Here is a 19,301-nt window from a genome sequence, read left to right as displayed (position 1 = left end):
AGGGCAGGATGCCCGCAGTCACACAAGGATGGCCATGAAACTATCAAGCAAGCTGTTGTTGAGCTTCTGTTTTATCAATCTGCTCATCATTCTCTCGTCGACCCTCGTCTACCATCAGCTCGGCCGGATTGAGGGCTCGCAGGATGTCTTGCTGGCCCAGGCCCTGCCCGCCTTGCAGCGGGACGAGGCGAGCCAGAAGGCGCTGATCGCCACCGTCTCCTCCCTGCGTGGCTACCTCATCCTCGGCAAGGACCCAGCCCAGTCGGCGCGCCTGAAACAGGAGTGGGAAGGGGCCTGGCGGCTCATCGAGCGGCAGTCGTTCACCCCGGATCTGACCCGCTCCCTGAGAGGCTTCAAGGAGGCGCAGGAGAAGGTCTGGGCCCTGGCCCATACCGAGGATAACCTGCCTGCCCACACCCTGATGCTGCTGGAGGCGGGCCCCCTGGCGGAGGCCGCCCTGGACCAGCTGCAATCCATTGCCAACGAAGAGGTGGCGACCCCGCAGGATCAGCTGCCGGGGGATCGCCGCCTGTTGCTCAAGCAGGTGGGGGATGCCTACAACGGCCTGGCCAATGCCCTCTCCGCCCTGCGGGATTTTCTCATCTCGGGGGAGAAGGCGTATCGCGACAAGTACCAGGACTACTACCAGTTCCATCTGCAGCGGGTGGCCGAGATCAAGCAGCAACAGGCCAGCTTCACCGAGGCGCAGAAGGGGCTGTGGACGCTGTTCGAGGAGATGTCCGCCCCCTTCGCCGAGCTGGTCGGCCAGGTGATCGAGAAGCGCCAGGCGCCGGACTGGGACAGGGCCAACCACCTGATGGCCACCGAGATAGAGCCCGCCCTGACCCGGCTCGCCGACCAGCTGGCGGCCCAGGTGACCCATACCCGGGGGGATGTGGACAAGATGGCCGGCGAGATGACCGCGGCCGGCCAGACCATTCATCGCACCCTGCTGCTGGCGACCACCAGCGTCATCCTGCTCGGCACCCTGGTGGCCCTGCTGTTCAGCCGGCGTCTGACCCGGGAGATTGCCAGCCTGGTGAACCGGGCCGGTCAGGTGGCCGATGGCCGCCTGCCGCTCGCCCCCCTGCCGGTGCTGCGCCAGGATGAACTGGGCGGCCTGACGGGCTCCATCAACCGGATGTCGGCCCAGTTGCGCGAGCTGGTGGGGGAGATCCAGGGGGCGGTCGGCCAGGTGGAGGGGGCTGGCCGCGAGGTCGGCCAGACCACCAACGCCATCGTGGACGACCTGGCGAGCCAGAGCCAGAGGCTGGATTCGGTGGCTGCCGCCATCGAGCAGATGTCGGTCAGCACCCGGGATGTGGCCGGCAACATTGCCGACGCCGCCGGGGCGGCCCGCCAGACCGAACAGCAGGCCAGGCAGGGTGAGCAGGTGCTGGGACGCATGGGGGACACCATGGCGCAGATCGCCGCCATGATCACCCAGGCGGATCAGGCGATGGCGAAGCTCAGCAGCCAGAGCGAACAGGTGGGGCGCGTCACCGAGGTGATCGCCACCATCGCAGAGCAGACCAACCTGCTGGCCCTCAACGCTGCCATCGAGGCGGCGCGGGCCGGTGAACAGGGGCGCGGCTTTGCGGTGGTGGCCGATGAGGTGAGGCAGCTGGCGAGTCGTACCAGCGCATCGACCATGGAGATCAACCAGACCATCGCCAGCATCCAGCAGCAGACCCGGGAGACCGCCGATACCGTGGGCGACGGCACCCGGCTGGTGGCGCAGGGACGGGGGGCCCTGTCCTCGGTAACCGAGACCCTGGAGGCGATGACGGCGCTGGTGCAGGACCTCAGCGGCCGGCTCGCGGCCATCGCGGCGGCGACCGAGCAGCAGTCCAGGGTGGCACAGTCGGTCGCCGGCACGGTGGAGGAGATCGCCGGGCTCAGCCATCAGTCCAGCGAACACAGTCAGCAGGGGGAGCAGATCGCCGCCAGGTTGACGCGGGAGACGGGCAGGCTGACCTTGGCCATCAGCCGCTTCGCGCTGGATGCCTGACGCCGACCGGGCGGCAACAAAACGGGGCAGACCGGCGGGTCTGCCCCGTTTTTTTCAGCCCCAAGGCCGGCATGTCAGGTGGTCGATGCCGCCACTGTTCTCCTGATTGATCAGGGTGACCCGCGGAGAAGTTGATCACCGTGGGACGCGGTCACTCCAGACGGCGGAAGGACTAGTTCTCGACGCTGCTGCAGGTCTCCTGATTGAGTGGGTGACCAGCAGGCGAAGGGGGCGCTTCTCGCCACGAATCAGACGCTGCGCGGTCACTCCAGACGGCGGAAGGTCTGGTTCTCAAAGCTGCTGCAAGTCTCCTGATTGAGCAGGGTGACCAGAAGGCGAAGGGGGCGCTTCTCGCCGCGAATCAGACGCTGCGCGGTCACTCCAGACGGCGGAAGGTCTGGTTCTCAAAGCTGCTGCAAGTCTCCTGATTGAGCAGGGTGACCAGAAGGATGGCCCGTTTCTCTCCATCCGGCTCCAGATAGATGGCCTCGAAGCCGGCGAGGGGGCCGGATTCGATAAGCACCTTGTCTCCCTGGGTCGGCAAACGGGCATAGCTGGCGCGGGCCTCGTCGCTGTCGTCCCGGCTCATCAACTGGTAGATCAGCTGGCTGCTGACGGGGGTCCACTCCTTGCCGAAGTGGATGATGCGGCTGATGCCGCGGGTCGATTTCAGGGTGACCGGGGTCACCTCCTCCAGATCCACATAGATGAAGAGGTAGTTGGGAAACATGGGCTCCCGCACCGGCACCCGTTTGCCCCGTTTCAGTTTCTCGATCTCGACCATGGGGTAATAGGATTCGACGCCCTGGGCTGCCAGATGTGCGCGGGCGCGGGCCTCTTCCTTGGGTTTGCAGTAGGCCAGATACCATTTCTTCATTGTTGTTCTGTTTTTCGTGTTGCCGTGCTTCCGACTATGATAACGGGGGCAAAAAAAAAGGCCACGCTTGGCGTGGCCTTTTTTACAGAGTGAGTGATTACCAACCTTTCACCAGACCGCCCTTGAACAGCTCGGTCCCCTTCTTGTAGACCTCGTCGGTCTGGAAGGACTGGACGAACTCCTTGACCTTCTCGTCGTCCTTGTTGTTTTCGCGGGCGACGATCAGGTTGACGTAGGGGGACTCCTTGTCTTCGACAAACAGGCCGTTCTCGGTCGGGGTCAGCCCGATTTGACCGGCGAAGGTGTTGTTGATGATGGCCAGATCCACGTCTTCCAGGGAGCGCGGCAGCTGGGCGGCTTCCAGCTCGACGATCTTGAAGTTGCGCGGGTTGTCGACGATGTCCAGCACGGTGGCTTCCAGACCGGCGCCTTCCTTCAGCTTCAGCAGGCCCTGTTTCTCCAGCAGGATCAGGGAGCGACCCAGGTTGGTCGGATCGTTCGGCACCGCGATCTGGGCGCCGTCCTTGATCTCGGACAGCGCCTTGATCTTCTTGGAATAACCGGCGATCGGGTAGACGAAGGTGTTGCCGACCGGCACCAGCTTGAAGCCGCGATCACGGATCTGGGCGTCCAGGTAAGGCTTGTGCTGGAAGGCGTTGACGTCGACGCTGCCGTCGTTCAAGGCCACGTTCGGGGTGACGTAGTCGGAGAAGGTGACCACTTCGACGGTCAGACCGTATTTCTCCTTGGCCACCTTGGCCGCGGTCTCCACCAGCTCGGTCTCGGGGCCGGCGATGGCGCCCACCTTCAGGGTCTTGTTCTCTTCCTTCTGGCCGCAGCCGACCAGTACTAGGGTTGCCAGCAGCGCGGCTGCCGCGGATTTAATGCCCAATTTCATAAAAACCTCCTGTCAGAAATCGACGATTAACGATGATCACATTGTTTGACCAGGCGCTCACCCGCGCTCTGGATGAGTTGAACCAGCACCACCAGAATGACCACGGTGACCAGCATGACGGTGGGATCGAAACGCTGATAGCCGTAGCGAATGCCCACATCCCCCAGACCTCCCCCCCCGATGGCGCCGGCCATGGCGGAGTAGTTCACCAGGGTGACGAGGGTGATGATGATGCTGTTGAGGATCCCCGGCAGGGCCTCGGGCAGCAGCACCTTGGCGATGATTTGCAGGGGCTTGGCCCCCATGGCCTTGGCCGCCTCCAGCAGGCCGTCCGGCACCTCCATCAGGGCCCCTTCCACCAGACGGGCGATGAAGGGGATGCAGCCGACGGTCAGCGGCACTATGGCGGCTATGGTGCCGATACTGGTGCCGACGATGAATCGGGTCAGCGGTATGATGGCCACCAGCAGGATGATGAAGGGCACGGAGCGTCCCACGTTGACGATGACGCCCAGGATCCTGTTGAGCAGCGGGTTGGCCAGGATCTGGCCCGCCTTGGTCACGTGCAGCGCCACGCCGAGCGGCAGGCCGAGCAGGCAGCCGAACAGGGCGGAGGCAAACACCATGATCAGGGTGTCGCCGAGGGCCGAGACCAGCAGATTAATCATTGCTTCGGACATGAGTCATTACCTCCAGCTGGATAGGATGGCTGAGTCGCCGAGGATGGGGCGCAGCAGATTAGTCATTGCTTCGGACATAGCCCATTACCTCCAGCTGAATGTGGTTGTCGATGAAGAACTGCTGGGACGCCTCGCACTGGGCCTCGTCCCCGAACAGCTCGGCCAGCAGGAAGCCGAACTTGACGCCGCCAGCGTATTCGATGTCCGCACTCAGTATGCTGATGTCGATGTTGAAACGGCGGCTCACCTCGGAAATCAGCGGCGAATCGACGGTGGCACCGGTGAAACCCAGCTTGACCAATGGGTAGCTGCCGGGCACACGCTCCGCACTCATCCGCTCCTGATACTCCTGGGGTACTTCCAGGTGGATGGTTGAGTGGATGAAATCCCGAGCCAGCTGGGTCTTGGCGTTGCTGAAGAACCAGGCGACCTCGCCCTGCTCGATCAGGCGGCCGTCGCTGATGATGGCCACTTCGTCACAGATCCCCTTCACCACGTCCATCTCGTGGGTGATGAGCAGTATGGTGAGCCCCAGCTTGACGTTGATCTCCTTGAGCAGGCTCAGGATGGAGCGGGTGGTCTGCGGGTCCAGGGCCGAAGTGGCCTCGTCGCACAACAGCACCTTGGGCGCCGGCGCCAGGGCGCGGGCGATGGCGACGCGCTGCTTCTGGCCGCCGGAGAGCTCGGACGGATAGGCATGGGCGCGGGCTTCCAGCCCGACCAGGGCCAGCAGTTCGCTGACCCGGCTCTGGATCTGCGCCTTGCTCCAGCCCGCGAGCTCCAGGGGGAAGGCGATGTTGGCGGAGACGGTGCGGGAGGCCAGCAGGTTGAAGTGCTGGAAGATCATGCCGATCTGGCGGCGGGCCTGGGTCAGATCCCGCTCGCTCAGGGCGACCAGATCCTGGCCATCGACGATGACCTGGCCCTCGGTGGGGCGCTCCAGCAGGTTGACGCAACGAATGAGGGTGCTCTTGCCGGCACCGGAGGCACCGATCACCCCGAAGATCTTGCCTTGCGGCACATGCAGGCTCACGTCACGCAGGGCGTGCACGGCATCACTGCCTTTACCGTAGACTTTGTTGAGACCGATCAACTTAATCATGGATTCTTCCGTGCTAACAGCCTTAAAGCACAGGGCGCTACAGGCGGGTAAATTGGGCAGAGGTTTCACTGGGTAGCTCTGTCATCATGGAGGATGATGCTAAGATGTCCGGATGGCTGTGTCAACGTATGTTTTTACGTCTAGACGTCTAAAAAATGGATAAGGATTTCCGTCCACCGACTATGGCGGCGAGGGGGGATCGGGAGTCTCAAGATCAGATTCTGACTTGATGATTCATGACCGAATATAACCTGGAAAATTAACCATAACTTGTCTATTCGATGCTTCTCTCGGAGCCCGCCTGTGGTAGACCGGCTCCTCGCCCCCCCGGCGCCGCCTCTCGCCCACCGCGCATCCCGCGGCTTTTTTTCTTCACCATCCCCTTGATGAAGAACAATAAATAACCATTTTTCGGTCGGGACCAGGCGCCACCTCCTTATACTGGCAGAAGGTGGATGCCAGGAGGAGGGAGAGATGCGATTTCAACAGATCAAGGACCTGATGCTCTATCTCGAGCAGCTTCATCATCAGCAGGGGCTCAGCTACGGGCGCCAGATCCCCAGGGTGGACGGGGAGCGCAGCCGGATGCTGCTGGCCTATCTGCAGGGACGGGAAGACGCGGCGGCGGCCCATCTGCACGACTATCGCGAGCAGATGGGGAAGGCGGTCAAGGAGACCTGGCTGGATCAGGGATTCGGCGAGGATCTGCTGGCGGAGTGCGAGCGCCTGGCGCTGGCGGCCGGCACTCAGCCGGAGGAGATAGTGGCCCTGGTGTCGCAGCAGGAGGAGAGGCTCATCGCCGAGCTGGAGCGCCTTGCCCGGGAGTGCCCCACGCCGGACACGGGGGCACTGCTGAAGGCCCTGGCCTCGATGGCGCGATCCCGGCTGACCCGGCTGGTGCACGGGGCTCATCGGCTCGACGACATCTGAACCAAGGGACCCGGCAGGGGCCGGATCTGTCGGGGGCATGACGGGGAGGGGTCAGCCCTTCTGCCGGGCCGCGCCGTAGAGGGCGGCTCCTATGATGCCGGCCTGGTTGAGGTTTGCCGCCGCGACCAGGGGGGCCCGGGTCTCGATTCGGTCGATGAACTTGTCGAGCTTGGCGGCACTGCCGCCTCCCAGGATGAAGAGGTCGGGGGAGAAGAGGAATTCCAGGCGGGCCAGGTACTTGTTGAAGCGCTTGCCCCAGCGGCTCCAGGAGAGATCCTCGCGCTTGCGCACGGCGTCGGAGCAGTAGTGCTCGGCCACCATGCCTTCCAGGATGAGGTGGCCCAGCTCGGTGTTGGGCAGCAGCTGGCCGTTGACGAATACCGCGGTGCCGATGCCGGTGCCCACAGTGATGAGGATGATCACCCCCTGGCGATCCCGCCCGGTGCCAAAGCGCATCTCGGCGAGGCCCGCCGCATCGGCATCATTCAGTACATAGCAAGGCAGGCCGGTCACGTCGGCGAACAGGTGGGCGGCATCGGTCTCGATCCAGCTCTTGTCGATGTTGGAGGCGTTCTTGGCGATGCCGTTGTGGATGGTGGCGGGAAAGCCGCATCCCACCGGGCCCTTCCACTGGAAATGCTCGACCAGCGCCTTGAGGGTGTGCGCCACGGCGGCCGGGGTGGCCGGTTGCGGCGTGGCGATGCGGTGGCGCTCGCCAATCAGCTCCCCGGTCTCGGTGTCGACCAGGCAGCCCTTGATCCCGGACCCGCCAATATCTACTCCCAACATCTGCATCCGAATCTTCCTTTTATTGTGCCGATGGTCAATGGTCGGCAGAGCATGAAAAAATGCCTGCGATCCGGCAAGGGCCAGATCGCCTATGCGTGATCCGGCAGACCTTTTTCGATGCAGCGGATCAGCAGGCGGGTCTTCTTGTGGTCTTCCTGCTGGCGGTTGGCCAGGGTCGCCAGCGCCCACTCGATATGGTCGGCCACCATGGGCTCGGCCTCGCCGAGCGCCTGCTGCAGGGCTTCGATGACCTGCGGGCTGGCGGGACCGTTGCCAAGGGCCACCGCCAGGTTGCGGCGCCAGCGCCGGTAGCCGATGCGGCGGATGGGGCTGCCCTCGGTGTGCTTGAGAAAATCGCTCTCGCTCCACCCCCACAGATCAAGCAGGGGCGGGCGGTGCAGAGTGGGGCGCGGGCTGAAGTCGGGCTCTGGGCTCGCATCCGCATAGCGGTTCCAGGGGCAGATGAGCTGGCAGTCGTCGCAGCCATAGATGCGGTTGCCCATCAGCGGCCTGAACTCCTCGGGGATGGGGCCGTCGTTCTCTATGGTGAGATAGGAGATGCAGCGACGGCCGTCCACCACATAGGGGGCGATGATGGCACCGGTCGGGCAGATGTTGATGCAGGCCACGCACTTGCCGCACTGCTCCTTCTCCACCGGGGCGTCCAGGGGCAGCGGCAGGCCGACCAGCAGCTCCCCCAGGAAGAAGAAGGAGCCCGCCGACTCGTTGAGCAGCAGCGAGTGCTTGCCCACCCAGCCGAGCCCCGCCTTGGCCGCCAGCGGGCGCTCCAGGATGGGAGCGGAATCGACGAAGGGACGCCACTCGCCCAGGGTCTCCTGCGAACCTTGCAACAGCGCCTCGCAGCGCCGCTCGATGCGCTCCCCCAGCTGCTTGAGCCGGTTGCGCAGCACCTTGTGGTAGTCGCGGCCGAGGGCGTAGCGGCTGATATAGCCGAGCGTGGGGTCGCGCAGGGTTGCGGCGAAGCCCGCCTCGAACGGGAGGTAATTCATCCGCACCGACAGCACCCGCAGGGTGCCCGGCAGCAGCTCGTGGGGGCGGGCCCGCATCATGCCGTGGCGCGCCATGTAGTCCATGGTGCCGTGGTGGCCGGCGTCCAGCCAGGCCTGCAGTCTGGGCTCCTCCAGGGCGAGATCCGTGTCTGTGATGCCGACCTGGTCAAATCCTAGCTCCCGTGCCCAGAGCTTGATATCGTGGGCCAGCTGTACGAGTTCGGCGGCCGTCATGCTGCGTTGCCCCTCTGCCGACAGGGCGGCAGGCGCAGGGTGGCAATATGGCGTGCCAGTTGCCGGGTCATGGGATGATGAAGCTTGGGGGCCGTCATGGTACAGGTGTTCGAGGACGCTATCCGCAGGAAAGAGGGCGACAGTCTAGCACAACCCCTGTGGCGGGCCGAACAGATCCGCCGCCTGGAGCGGCGCTGGGCCGAGCGCGAGGGGCTGCCCCTCTATGTGCTGATGGAGCGGGCGGGGGCCGCCCTGTGCAACTATGCCCGTCATCATTGGCCCGAGAGCAGCCGCTGGTGGATCTTCGTCGGCCCGGGCAACAACGGCGGGGATGGCTATGTGCTGGCCCGCCTCGCCAGGCGCCTCGGCCTCGAGCCCCTGGTGATCGCCGCCCGGGCCCCCGGCCTGCTCAAGGGGGATGCCAGGCGGGCCGCCGAGGAGTGGCTGGCCTCGGGAGGCAGCGTGATGATGGCCGATGAGCTGGCACACTCGGCACTGCCGTTGCCGGAGTTGGTGATAGACGCGCTGCTCGGCACCGGTGTCCAGCTCCCCCTCTCCCCTTCCATGACAAAGATCGTCGCAACCATCAACGGTCTGGGGGTTCCCGTGCTGGCGGTGGATCTGCCCTCCGGGCTCAATGCCGATACAGGTCGCGCCATGGGCGCCCTGGTGCACGCCACCCGCACCCTCACCTTCATCGGTATCAAGCAGGGCATGCTCACCGCGGAGGGGGTGGACGGGGTCGGCCACCTCGACTGGGATCCCCTGGGGGTGGGGCCCGAGGATGGTGTCATCCCCGCCGCCGAGCGGATCGATTATCCCCGCCTCAAGGGACTCTTGGTTCCGCGTGCGCGCTCGGCCCACAAGGGACGCTGCGGCCGGGTGCTGCTGACGGGCGGCAACCTGGGGATGCAGGGAGCCATCTTGCTGGCGGGTCAGGCCTGCCTGCGGGCGGGGGCGGGCCTGGTGCGCCTGTGCCAGCATCCGGACGCCCCCCCTGCCAGCCTGGTACAGCCCGAGCTGATGGGATGCCCGGCCGGCATGGACGAGGCCTGGGCCTCGGTGCATGTGCTGGGGCCCGGACTCGGTCAGGATGAGTGGGCCCGGGCCCGGTTCGAGCACCGCCTCGCGGCCCCGGAGCCACTGGTATTGGACGCCGATGGATTGAATTGGCTGGCGCAGGCCCCCCGTCATCGGGATAATTGGGTGCTTACCCCCCACCCCGGGGAGGCCGCCCGCCTGCTGGGCTGCACCATCGACGAGGTCGAGGCGGATCGTTTCGCCGCCGTTTCGCGGCTGCAGCGGCGCTACGGTGGCGTGGTGCTGCTCAAGGGGGCCGGGTCGCTCATCTGCGATGGCCCGACCATCGCCCTCTGCGACGAGGGCAATCCGGGCATGGCCAGCGGCGGCATGGGCGACCTCTTGTCTGGTATAATCGCCGCCCTCCTGGCCCAGGGCTGGCCTGCGGGGATGGCCGCCCGACTCGGGGCCGTGATCCACGGCGAGGCGGCCGACCTGGCTGCGGCCGAGGGGGAGAGGGGCATGCTGGCATCGGATCTGCTGCCCTGGATCCGCCGTCTGGTCAATCCGACACAGTAACAAGTTAAAAGAAGAACATGGCAAAAACGTTGATGATGACACTGCCGGACGAGGCAGCAACAGTGGCCCTGGGCGGCCAGCTGGCGCAGGCGTGCCAGCAGGCGACCACGGTCTTTCTGCACGGCGCCCTCGGGGCCGGCAAAACCACCCTGACCCGAGGCTGGGTGCAGGGGCTCGGCCATCAAGGCAAGGTCAAGAGTCCGACCTATACCCTGGTGGAGCCCTATGAACTGGCCAGGTGGCAGGTCTATCACTTCGATCTCTATCGACTGGCCGACCCGGAAGAGCTGGAGTTCATGGGTATTCGCGACTACTTCGGCGCCGATACCCTCTGCCTGGTGGAGTGGCCGGAGAAAGGGGAGGGCTGGCTGCCCGCCCCGGATCTCGAGATCACCCTGACCTATGTTAACGAGCAGCGCGAGGCCCAGATCGCGGCCCGCACTGCTATCGGCGAAGCCATTCTGGAACGGTTGTCATCTCAGTGCGCTTGATCCTCGTCTTTGTTCTCTCCTTGATGGCCTTACCCACCTGGGCGAATCAGCTCAAGAGTGTGCGGGTATGGCCGTCGCCGGACAACACCCGGGTGGTGCTCGACATGAGCAGTGCCCCCAATTTCAACTACTTCACCCTGACCGGCCCGAGCCGCCTGGTGATTGACCTGAAGGGCACCAGCAATGCCGCCAACCTGGCCCGCATCGAGAACAAGAGCGAGCTGGTGCGCAAAATCCGCGAGAGCACGCCCCTTGAACAAGGCAGCCTGCGCCTGGTGCTGGATCTCAGCTCTTCCATCAAGCCAGTGGTCTTCCCGCTGGCGCCGGCCGGTCCCTATGGCCACCGGCTGGTGATCGATCTGCCCTACGAAGAGAAGGGCAGCGCCACGGCACAACCCGCGCCAGTCGGGGGACAGGGCAAGGCCATCGTCATCGCCATCGATCCCGGCCACGGCGGGGAAGACCCGGGCTCCATCGGCCCGCGCCGCACCTACGAGAAGCGGGTGACCCTGTCGGTGTCGCAGAAGCTGGCGGCCCTCATCGATCGCGAGCCCGGCATGCGTGCCGTGCTGACCCGGCGCGGCGACTACTTCGTCGACCTGAACAAGCGCTCCGAGATCGCCCGCAAGGCCAAGGCGGATCTGCTGGTGTCGGTGCACGCCGACAGCTTCCACAACTCGACCCCGCGCGGCGCGTCCGTCTGGGTGCTGTCGACCAACCGTGCCAACCGCGAGATGGGCAGCTGGCTTGAGAAGCAGGAGAAGCAGGGTGAGCTGCTCGGCGGCGTCGGCAAGGTATTGGCCGAATCCGATCCCAACCCCTATCTGGCACAGACCTTCCTGGATCTCTCCATGGACAAGTCCAGGGCCGAAGGTTATGAGGTGAGCCGCCAGATCCTGCGCTCCATGGGCAGGGTGGCCCGGTTGCACAAGAAGGCGCCGGAGCACGCCAGTCTGGCGGTGCTGAAGGCGCCGGACATTCCCTCGGTGCTGGTGGAGACGGGCTTCATCTCCAACCACGCGGAAGAGAAGCTGCTGGCCACCGCCAGCTATCAGGATCAGCTGGCCCGCGCCATCTTCGAGGGGATCCGCGCCTATTACCGCAGCCATCCGACCAAGGGCCCCATGCTGACCGGCAAGGGACAACAGGTGGCCAGCAAGCAGGCGACGAGTCGTCCTGCCCCCGCGAGCAGGCCCGTGGCCGCCAGCAAACCGGCGACACAACCGGTGCAGCAGGTGGTGACCAACCGGATGCCGGCGACCGAGCCGTATCGCGTCGGCGACGGCGGTGCCCCGGTCAGCAGCGTCGGCAGCGCCTCCGGCGCCGGGGTGATCAAGCCCTACAAGGTGGCGGCGAAGGAGCCGAGCGCCCCGGTCAGCAGCGTGCAGAGCAACGACAAGTCCAGGATGATCCGCCACGTGGTCACCCGCGGCCAGAGCCTCTCCCGCCTCGCCGAGAAGCACGGGGTGAGCCAGGCGCGGCTGGTGGAGATCAACAAGCTCAAGTCACGGGAAATCCAGATAGGGCAGGTGCTCTACATCCCGCAGGACTAGTGCCGGATGAACGCCGCGCCCGTCCCTCTGCCGGTGGCAAGGATGGATGCGGCGAATGTTCATGGTGTCAAGCCCATCCCCTCACACCCTCAACCTTCAGGAGTACGCGATGCCAATCCGTATATTGCCGCCGATTCTGGCCAACCAGATTGCTGCCGGTGAGGTGGTGGAGCGGCCCTCCTCCGTGGTGAAGGAGCTGGTGGAGAACAGCCTGGATGCGGGGGCCGACCGGGTCGAGATCGACATCGACAAGGGGGGCGCCAAGCTCATCCGCATCCGTGACAACGGCTGTGGCGTCGCCAGGGATGAGCTGGTGCTGGCGCTGTCGCGCCACGCCACCTCCAAGGTCGCCACCCTGGACGATCTGGAAGGGATCAACAGCCTGGGGTTTCGCGGCGAGGCGCTCGCCTCCATCAGCTCGGTGGCTCGCCTCACCTTTACCTCCCGCACGGCGGAGCAGGCCGAAGCCTGGCAGGCCCAGGCGGAAGGGCGCGAGATGAGCGTCACCGTCAAGCCGGCGGCCCACCCGGTGGGCACCACTGTGGAGGTGGTGGACCTCTTCTTCAACACCCCGGCGCGGCGCAAGTTCATGCGCAGCGAAAAGACCGAGTTTGCCCACATCGACGAGCTGGTGCGGCGCATCGCGCTCTCCCGTTTCGACGTCACCCTGATCCTGCGCCACAACGGCAAGGTGGTGCGCCAGTACAAGGCCGCGAACACGGTGGCGGAGCAGGAGCGCCGGCTCGCCGCCGTCTGCGGCTCTCCCTTCATGCACCACGCCCTGGCGGTGTCGAGCGAACATAGCGACGTGCGGCTCTGGGGCTGGCTGGCCACGCCCGCCGGCGCCAGGCCGCAAAACGATCTGCAATACACCTATGTCAACGGCCGCATGATGCGCGACAAGCTCATCAACCACGCCATCCGGCAGGCCTATGACGAACTGCTGCCGACCGACCGGTTCGCGGCCTATGTGCTCTACATCGAGCTGGATCCCCGTCAGGTGGACGTGAACGTCCACCCCGCCAAGCACGAGGTGCGCTTCCATCAGGCGCGCCTCATCCATGACTTCATCTTCCAGGCGCTCTTTACCGCCCTGCGCCGTGAAGGGGTTGGCGCGGCCACCGAGGAGCCGCTGGCCGAAACCCTGGTCGAGCTGCCTGGCAGCCCGGAGGTCACTTATCCCGGTCAGGCGCCGCGCACCGAGTGGTATGGCGCCGAGCACAGTTACCGGCCCCCCGCCCAGACGAGGGACGAGGGCGCCGTGCGGGAAGGCGGTGGCGGCAGAGGCGGAAACTACCAGCCCCCCGAGCCCCCGAGTCGGGCGGCGATGCGGGGCATGGGGGCCCTGCTCACCACCCTGCCGGAGGTGGCGACGCCGGCATCCCTGCCCGTAGCCGAGAGCGGTGCCGTCGAGACGCCAGCCCGAACGGGGGAGTGGCGCGCCCTGACCCTAGTGGAACAGGCCTATCTGCTGCTGGAGCGCAGCGGCCAGCTGGCGCTGCTCTCCCTGGTACGGGCGGAGCGCCTGCTGCTGCGCCACTGGTTGCTGGACGCCTGGGGCCAGGGGCTGGCAGCCCAGCCTCTGCTGCTGCCGGTCTCCTTCAAGCTGCCGAAACACCTCGTCGCCCTGGTGGAGGCGCGGGAGCGCCTGCTCAAACGCATGGGGCTGGAGTTGAAAAGCGGCGGACGCGACACCATGATCCTGACTCGGGTGCCCGCCCTGCTGCGTCAGACCGATCTGGTGCGCCTCTTACCCGAATTGCTGCAATTGATCGAGAGCGGATCTGACAGTGATGCCGGCGAGCAGGCTGGGGTACTATGCCAATGGCTGGTGGAGCAAGGCATAAGTACCGATAAAATATACGATTTTGCCACCGCCAACCGGCTGCTGACGGAACTTGTTGCCGATTTCAGTGACCAACTGGTAGACGCGCGCCTGGTGCGCCCGCTGTCGCTGGCGAGCGTGCTGGCCGCCTTTACCGAAGGCGATTGAGGGTTAGCCCGCCGTCGCTTGCATTTATTGACCAGTTTTTTGCCGGTGCGCCTTCGACGGGGCGACCGTGCCAGGGGAGTGTTTCACGTGGCTGACTTGCCGACTGCAATTTTTCTGATGGGGCCCACGGCCTCCGGCAAGACGGATCTCGCCATCGAACTGTGCCAGGCGCTGCCCTGCGACATCATCAGTGTGGACTCCGCACTCATCTATCGCGGCATGGATATCGGCACCGCCAAACCGAGCGCCGCCGAGCTGGCCCTGGCGCCGCACCGGCTGATCGACATCCTGGATCCCGCCGTGAGCTATTCGGCGGCGGATTTTTGCCGCGATGCGCTGCGGGAGATGAAAGAGATCGCCGACCGCGGCCGCATTCCGCTGTTGGTGGGCGGCACCATGCTCTACTTCAAGGCGTTGCTGGAGGGACTTTCTCCGCTGCCGTCAGCCGATCCGGCCGTGCGGGCCGGCATCGAGGAGGAGGCGGCCCGCCTCGGCTGGCAGGCGCTCCACGACGAGCTGGTGCGCATCGATCCGGTGGCGGGGGCCCGCATCCACCCCAATGACCCGCAGCGGCTCAGTCGGGCGCTCGAGGTGTACCGCATCAGCGGCAAGACCCTCACCGAGCTGACCCGGGTGCAGGGGGAGGGGCTGCCCTACCGGGTGGCACAGTTTGCCATCGCCCCGAAGGATCGCGCCGTGCTGCACCAGCGCATCGAACAGCGTTTCGACAAGATGCTGCAGAGCGGTTTCGAGCAGGAGGTGAGGGCGCTGTACGAGCGGGGGGATCTCACCCCGGATCTCCCCTCCATCCGCTGCGTGGGCTACCGCCAAATGTGGGACTACCTGGCGGGGGAAGTAGAGTATGATGAGATGCGCTATCGCGGCATTGTTGCCACCCGCCAGTTGGCCAAGCGTCAGATGACCTGGTTGCGCGGTTGGTCTGATGTGACCTGGTTGGAATCTGGTGAGTCTGACAATCTGGCAAGGGTCGTCGCCCGAGCTGGTCCGGCTTGACACTCCTGTATAATCAGGTTGTTATATTGAATATCCGGTGTTTAAAAACAACAAACTATAAGGAAAAGAAAGATGGCTAAGGGGCAATCTCTCCAAGACCCGTTTTTGAATGCGCTGCGCCGTGAGCGGATTCCTGTTTCTATCTATTTGGTGAACGGCATCAAACTGCAGGGTCAGATCGAATCGTTTGACCAGTTTGTCATTCTGCTGAAGAACACCGTGAGCCAGATGGTCTACAAGCACGCCATTTCCACCGTGGTGCCGGCCCGTGCCGTCAACCACCACCAGCACGCCCAGGGCGCCGCCGGTGAAGAGCAGGGTGAAGCCGAGGCGTGATATCCCGCGGCGAGCCCACTCGCCAACTCAGATCCATCATGATACCTGTCAAGGAGCAAGCGCTTGTTTGACCGTTACGAAGCTGGTGAACAGGCCGTTCTGGTACATGTCAACTTCAGCGATGAGGGGGAGCGGGAGGATCTGGACGAGCTCAAGATGCTGGTGAGCTCGGCCGGGGTCAATGCGCTGGCGGTGATCACCACCAGTCGCAGCGCACCCAGCGCCAAATTTTTTGTCGGCAGTGGCAAGGCGGAAGAGATCGCGTCCCAGGTCCAGATGCTGGATGCGGACGTGGTCATCTTCAACCATGCCCTGACCCCCGCCCAGGAACGCAACCTGGAGCGTCTGTTCCAGTGCCGGGTGGTGGACAGGACCGGCCTGATCCTCGATATCTTCGCCCAGCGCGCCCGCACTCACGAAGGCAAGTTGCAGGTCGAACTGGCCCAGTTGCGCCATCTTTCCACTCGCCTGGTGCGAGGCTGGACCCACCTCGAACGACAGAAGGGCGGGATTGGTCTGCGCGGCCCGGGTGAAACCCAGCTTGAAACCGACCGCCGCCTGCTGCGCGAGCGCATCAAGGCGATTCTGCGCCGACTCGACAAGGTGGCCAAGCAGCGGGAACAGGGGCGACGTGCCCGCAACCGCAACGAAGTGCCGACCGTTTCCCTGGTGGGTTACACCAACGCCGGAAAATCCACTTTGTTCAACCAACTTACAGATGCCAGCGTGTATGCTGCCGACCAATTGTTCGCAACCCTGGATCCCACCCTGCGCAAATTGGTGATCCAGGATGTGGGTGATGTGATCCTGGCGGATACAGTTGGATTTATTCGACACTTGCCCCATGATCTGGTCGCGGCCTTCAAGGCGACGCTGCAGGAGACCCGCGAGGCGGACCTGCTGCTGCACGTGGTGGACTGTGCCGATGAGCAGATGCAGGAGAATATCGACTCGGTCCAGCGAGTCCTGGCCGAGATCGAGGCGGACGACCGTCCCCAGCTGATGATCTGCAACAAGATCGACAAGCTGAGCGATCGCCCGGCCGGTCTTGAGCGGGATGAGGCAGGGCGTCCGGTGCGGGTCTGGCTGTCGGCCCAGACCGGGGAAGGCAGCGAATGCCTGTTCCAGGCCCTGACCGAACTGCTGGCCGGCTCCATGGTCCATCACACCCTGCAGTTGCCGCCGTCGGCCGCCAGATTGCGCAGTGCGCTCTATCGGCTCAAGGGCATCGAGCAGGAAGGTTTCAGCGAGGAGGGGGATTTTGTCCTGGAGGTGCGCCTGCAACTGGCCGACTGGAACCGCCTCATGAAACAAGAAGGTGAGAGTTTACAACGCTTTATCAGGCATTGATGGGTCGATGAACATAAATGGTTTGCTGATTTCATCGCCCCTCTGTGGCCCGATAGAGATGATATCCATCCGCATGTATTAATGGAGACGCTGATGGCTTGGAATGAGCCTGGTAACAATGGCAAAGACCGTGACCCCTGGGGGAACAACGGCAAGAATCAGGGGCCCCCTGATCTGGACGAGATGCTGCGCAAGGTGAGCCGTCGTTTCGGCGGCCTGCTCGGTGGCGGCAAATCCGGTGGTGGTGACGTGGGCAAGTTTGGCCTCTCCATCGCGCTGGTGGTGGCCGTGGTGGTGTGGGTCGTCAGCGGCTTCTACACCATTCGCGAAGCCGAGCGGGGCGTGGTGCTGCGCTTTGGCGAGTACTCCCACAACGTGGATCCGGGCCTGCGCTGGAAGCCGACCTTCATCGATAGAGTGATCCCGGTGGACGTGGAGTCCGTCCGTTCCCTGCCGGCCTCCGGCTTCATGCTGACCCAGGACGAGAACGTGGTGCGGGTCGAGATGGACGTGCAGTATCGCGTGGTCGATCCCGAGCAGTACCTGTTCAGCGTGACCAACGCCGACGAGAGTCTGAGTCAGGCCACCGACAGCGCCCTGCGCTACGTGGTGGGCCACACCCGGATGGACGACGTGCTGACCACCGGCCGTGAGAAGGTGCGCCAGGAGACCTGGCAGGTGATCGACAGCATCATCGAGCCCTATCACATGGGCCTGCAGATCGTCGACGTCAACTTCCTGCCGGCGCGTCCGCCGGAAGAGGTGAAGGACGCCTTCGATGACGCCATCTCTGCCCAGGAAGATGAGCAGCGTTTCATCCGTGAAGCGGAAGCCTATGCCCGCGAAGTGGAGCCGAAGGCCCGCGGCCAGGTCAAGCGTCTGGAGCAGGAGGCCGAAGCCTACAAGTCCCAGATCGTGCTGAAGGCCCAGGGTGAAGTGGCCCGCTTCAACGAGTTGCTGCCCCAGTATCAGGCCGCCCCCGAGCTGACCCGTGATCGTATCTACCTGGAAACCATGGAAGAGCTGTATCAACAGACCAACAAGGTGGTGGTGGACATGCCGGCCGGCAACAACAGCATGATCTATCTGCCGCTCGACAAGCTCTCTGGCAAGGCCAATGCCGTGCAACCGGCGCGTCCGGCCGGCACACCGGCAGTCGAGCCGACCCCGCCGTCCAACGAAGGGGCCAACTCCACGCCGACCCCGCTCCGTGGCGGTGACCGTTTCAGCTCAGGGAGAAACTGATAGATGAAGAAAATAGCTATTGGTGTCATCGCTGTGGCCGCCATGGTCTGCTTCTCTTCCGTCTTCATCGTCGATGAAGGCCAGAAGGGCATAGTGGTGCAGTTTGGCAAGGTGAAGCGGGTCGACTCCGGCGAGCCGCGACTCTATGAACCGGGCCTGCACTTCAAGGTGCCGCTCATCGACCAGGTGCGCAAGATGGATGCCCGCATCCAGACCCTGGAAGGCCAGGCGGACCGCTTCGTCACTTCCGAGAAGAAAGACCTCATCATCGACTCCTACGTGAAGTGGAAGATCGAGGACTTCTCCAAGTACTATCTGGCGACCGGCGGTGGCAACAAGATCCAGGCCGAAGACCTGCTCAAGCGCAAGATCAACAACGGTCTGCGTTCCGAGATCGGTAACCGCACCATCAAGGACATCGTCTCCGGCGAGCGCAGTACCGTGATGGAAGATGCCCTGATGAAGATGGCGCGCTCCTCCGAGCTCGGCATCAAGGTGGTGGATGTGCGCATCAAGCAGATCAACCTGCCGGTGGAAGTCTCCAGCTCCATTTATCAGCGGATGCGGGCCGAGCGGACCGCGGTCGCCCGTGAACACCGTTCACAGGGCCGCGAGCAGGCCGAGATACTGCGCGCCGACATCGACCGCAAGGTGACCGTGATGATCGCCGACGCCGAGAGCAACGCCCGCCAGCTGCGCGGTGAAGGGGATGCCGAGGCCGCCAGGATCTACGCCGACAGCTACAAGAAGGACCCCGAGTTCTTCAGCTTCGTGCGCAGCATGGAGGCCTATCGCAAGAGCTTCGCCGGTGGCAACGACCTCATGGTGCTGAAGCCGGACAGCGAGTTCTTCCGCTACCTCAAGTCGCCTCACGGTGACAAGCAGTAAGCACCGAGTGGTGATCGCAAAGGGCCTGAGCATTCAGGCCCTTTTCCATGGTGAGGCTATTTCATGAGGAGGAGGGATGCTGACATCCATCCTGATGGGTCTGGGCTTGTTGCTGTTGTTCGAAGGGCTTGGCCCCTTGCTGGCGCCTAAGGCCTGGCAGCAGATGCTGCGGCTGCTGAGCGATCAGCCGCCTGAACAGTTGCGCCGTATCGGTGGCTGCCTGGTGGTGGCGGGGGCCGTCATCCTCTGGGTGCTGGGCCACTAGCCGCCCCGACGATAGTGCATGAAAAAAGAGGCCAAT

Annotated in this window: 18 protein-coding genes and 1 pseudogene; 12 read left to right on the top strand and 7 right to left on the bottom strand. The window is 64.3% G+C overall.

Going from position 1 to position 19,301, the window contains the following annotated elements; all coding sequences use genetic code 11:
* The first annotated feature begins 34 nt into the window (after nt 1-34).
* Nucleotides 35-2,011, top strand: a complete 1,977-nt coding sequence (locus I6L39_RS02360) for a methyl-accepting chemotaxis protein (RefSeq protein ID WP_216990921.1) — start codon at nt 35-37, stop codon at nt 2,009-2,011.
* A 263-nt stretch (nt 2,012-2,274) separates the two neighbouring features.
* Here I6L39_RS02360 and I6L39_RS20370 read toward each other — a convergent pair.
* The 5 genes and pseudogenes from I6L39_RS20370 to metN all read right to left on the bottom strand — a co-directional run.
* Nucleotides 2,275-2,367, bottom strand: a pseudogene (locus I6L39_RS20370) (transcription/translation regulatory transformer protein RfaH); the annotation flags it as partial.
* A 20-nt stretch (nt 2,368-2,387) separates the two neighbouring features.
* The gene (gene rfaH / locus I6L39_RS02355) at nt 2,388-2,888 is read right to left on the bottom strand and encodes a transcription/translation regulatory transformer protein RfaH (RefSeq protein ID WP_202211660.1); all 501 of its coding nucleotides are present in this window, start codon (nt 2,886-2,888) and stop codon (nt 2,388-2,390) included.
* A 97-nt stretch (nt 2,889-2,985) separates the two neighbouring features.
* The gene (gene metQ / locus I6L39_RS02350; protein WP_042078315.1) at nt 2,986-3,786 is read right to left on the bottom strand and encodes a methionine ABC transporter substrate-binding lipoprotein MetQ; all 801 of its coding nucleotides are present in this window, start codon (nt 3,784-3,786) and stop codon (nt 2,986-2,988) included.
* 26 nt (nt 3,787-3,812) lie between these two features.
* On the bottom strand, nt 3,813-4,466 hold the full coding sequence (locus I6L39_RS02345) for a methionine ABC transporter permease (protein WP_209794628.1): 654 nt from the start codon (nt 4,464-4,466) through the stop codon (nt 3,813-3,815).
* A 58-nt stretch (nt 4,467-4,524) separates the two neighbouring features.
* Nucleotides 4,525-5,568, bottom strand: a complete 1,044-nt coding sequence (metN, locus tag I6L39_RS02340; protein WP_042078318.1) for a methionine ABC transporter ATP-binding protein MetN — start codon at nt 5,566-5,568, stop codon at nt 4,525-4,527.
* A 474-nt stretch (nt 5,569-6,042) separates the two neighbouring features.
* On the opposite strand from metN, the gene I6L39_RS02335 reads away from it, so the two are divergent.
* Nucleotides 6,043-6,498 carry a hypothetical protein gene (locus I6L39_RS02335; RefSeq protein ID WP_042078319.1) on the top strand — a complete coding sequence of 152 codons (456 nt, stop codon included), beginning with the start codon at nt 6,043-6,045 and terminating at the stop codon, nt 6,496-6,498.
* 51 nt (nt 6,499-6,549) lie between these two features.
* Here the strand turns inward: I6L39_RS02335 and ppgK are convergent, their stop codons facing one another.
* Nucleotides 6,550-7,293, bottom strand: a complete 744-nt coding sequence (gene ppgK, locus I6L39_RS02330; RefSeq protein WP_209794631.1) for a polyphosphate--glucose phosphotransferase — start codon at nt 7,291-7,293, stop codon at nt 6,550-6,552.
* Nucleotides 7,294-7,376: 83 nt separating this feature from the next.
* Nucleotides 7,377-8,531, bottom strand: a complete 1,155-nt coding sequence (gene queG / locus I6L39_RS02325) for a tRNA epoxyqueuosine(34) reductase QueG (RefSeq protein ID WP_216990920.1) — start codon at nt 8,529-8,531, stop codon at nt 7,377-7,379.
* A gap of 96 nt (nt 8,532-8,627) precedes the next feature.
* On the opposite strand from queG, the gene I6L39_RS02320 reads away from it, so the two are divergent.
* The 10 genes from I6L39_RS02320 (at nt 8,628) to I6L39_RS02275 (ending at nt 19,265) form a co-directional block, all read left to right on the top strand.
* Nucleotides 8,628-10,130, top strand: a complete 1,503-nt coding sequence (locus I6L39_RS02320) for an NAD(P)H-hydrate dehydratase (RefSeq protein ID WP_216990919.1) — start codon at nt 8,628-8,630, stop codon at nt 10,128-10,130.
* 17 nt (nt 10,131-10,147) lie between these two features.
* Nucleotides 10,148-10,621, top strand: a complete 474-nt coding sequence (gene tsaE / locus I6L39_RS02315) for a tRNA (adenosine(37)-N6)-threonylcarbamoyltransferase complex ATPase subunit type 1 TsaE (RefSeq protein ID WP_216990918.1) — start codon at nt 10,148-10,150, stop codon at nt 10,619-10,621.
* 23 nt (nt 10,622-10,644) lie between these two features.
* Nucleotides 10,645-12,174: an N-acetylmuramoyl-L-alanine amidase gene (locus I6L39_RS02310; protein WP_254203721.1), complete on the top strand. Its 1,530-nt coding sequence runs from the start codon at nt 10,645-10,647 to the stop codon at nt 12,172-12,174.
* A gap of 109 nt (nt 12,175-12,283) precedes the next feature.
* Nucleotides 12,284-14,167 carry a DNA mismatch repair endonuclease MutL gene (gene mutL / locus I6L39_RS02305; RefSeq protein ID WP_216990916.1) on the top strand — a complete coding sequence of 628 codons (1,884 nt, stop codon included), beginning with the start codon at nt 12,284-12,286 and terminating at the stop codon, nt 14,165-14,167.
* Nucleotides 14,168-14,263: 96 nt separating this feature from the next.
* Entirely contained in the window at nt 14,264-15,181 is a 918-nt protein-coding gene (gene miaA, locus I6L39_RS02300; RefSeq protein WP_114522889.1) for a tRNA (adenosine(37)-N6)-dimethylallyltransferase MiaA, read from the top strand.
* A gap of 72 nt (nt 15,182-15,253) precedes the next feature.
* Entirely contained in the window at nt 15,254-15,517 is a 264-nt protein-coding gene (gene hfq, locus I6L39_RS02295; RefSeq protein ID WP_005304228.1) for an RNA chaperone Hfq, read from the top strand.
* 63 nt (nt 15,518-15,580) lie between these two features.
* Complete coding sequence (gene hflX / locus I6L39_RS02290; protein WP_042078327.1) at nt 15,581-16,867, top strand: ribosome rescue GTPase HflX; 1,287 nt, start codon at nt 15,581-15,583, stop codon at nt 16,865-16,867.
* Nucleotides 16,868-16,960: 93 nt separating this feature from the next.
* Nucleotides 16,961-18,112 (top strand): FtsH protease activity modulator HflK, encoded by a 1,152-nt coding sequence (hflK, locus tag I6L39_RS02285; protein WP_216990915.1) that lies wholly within the window; start codon nt 16,961-16,963, stop codon nt 18,110-18,112.
* Nucleotides 18,113-18,115: 3 nt separating this feature from the next.
* Nucleotides 18,116-19,000: a protease modulator HflC gene (gene hflC / locus I6L39_RS02280; RefSeq protein ID WP_025328124.1), complete on the top strand. Its 885-nt coding sequence runs from the start codon at nt 18,116-18,118 to the stop codon at nt 18,998-19,000.
* Nucleotides 19,001-19,076: 76 nt separating this feature from the next.
* Entirely contained in the window at nt 19,077-19,265 is a 189-nt protein-coding gene (locus I6L39_RS02275) for a DUF2065 family protein (RefSeq protein WP_216990914.1), read from the top strand.
* Nucleotides 19,266-19,301 lie beyond the last annotated feature (36 nt).

This window comes from Aeromonas sp. FDAARGOS 1409 (genome assembly GCF_019048705.1).
GTDB lineage: Bacteria > Pseudomonadota > Gammaproteobacteria > Enterobacterales > Aeromonadaceae > Aeromonas > Aeromonas sanarellii.
Note: the sequence above shows the minus strand (reverse complement) of the source record. Positions and strands in the feature narration are given on the sequence as shown.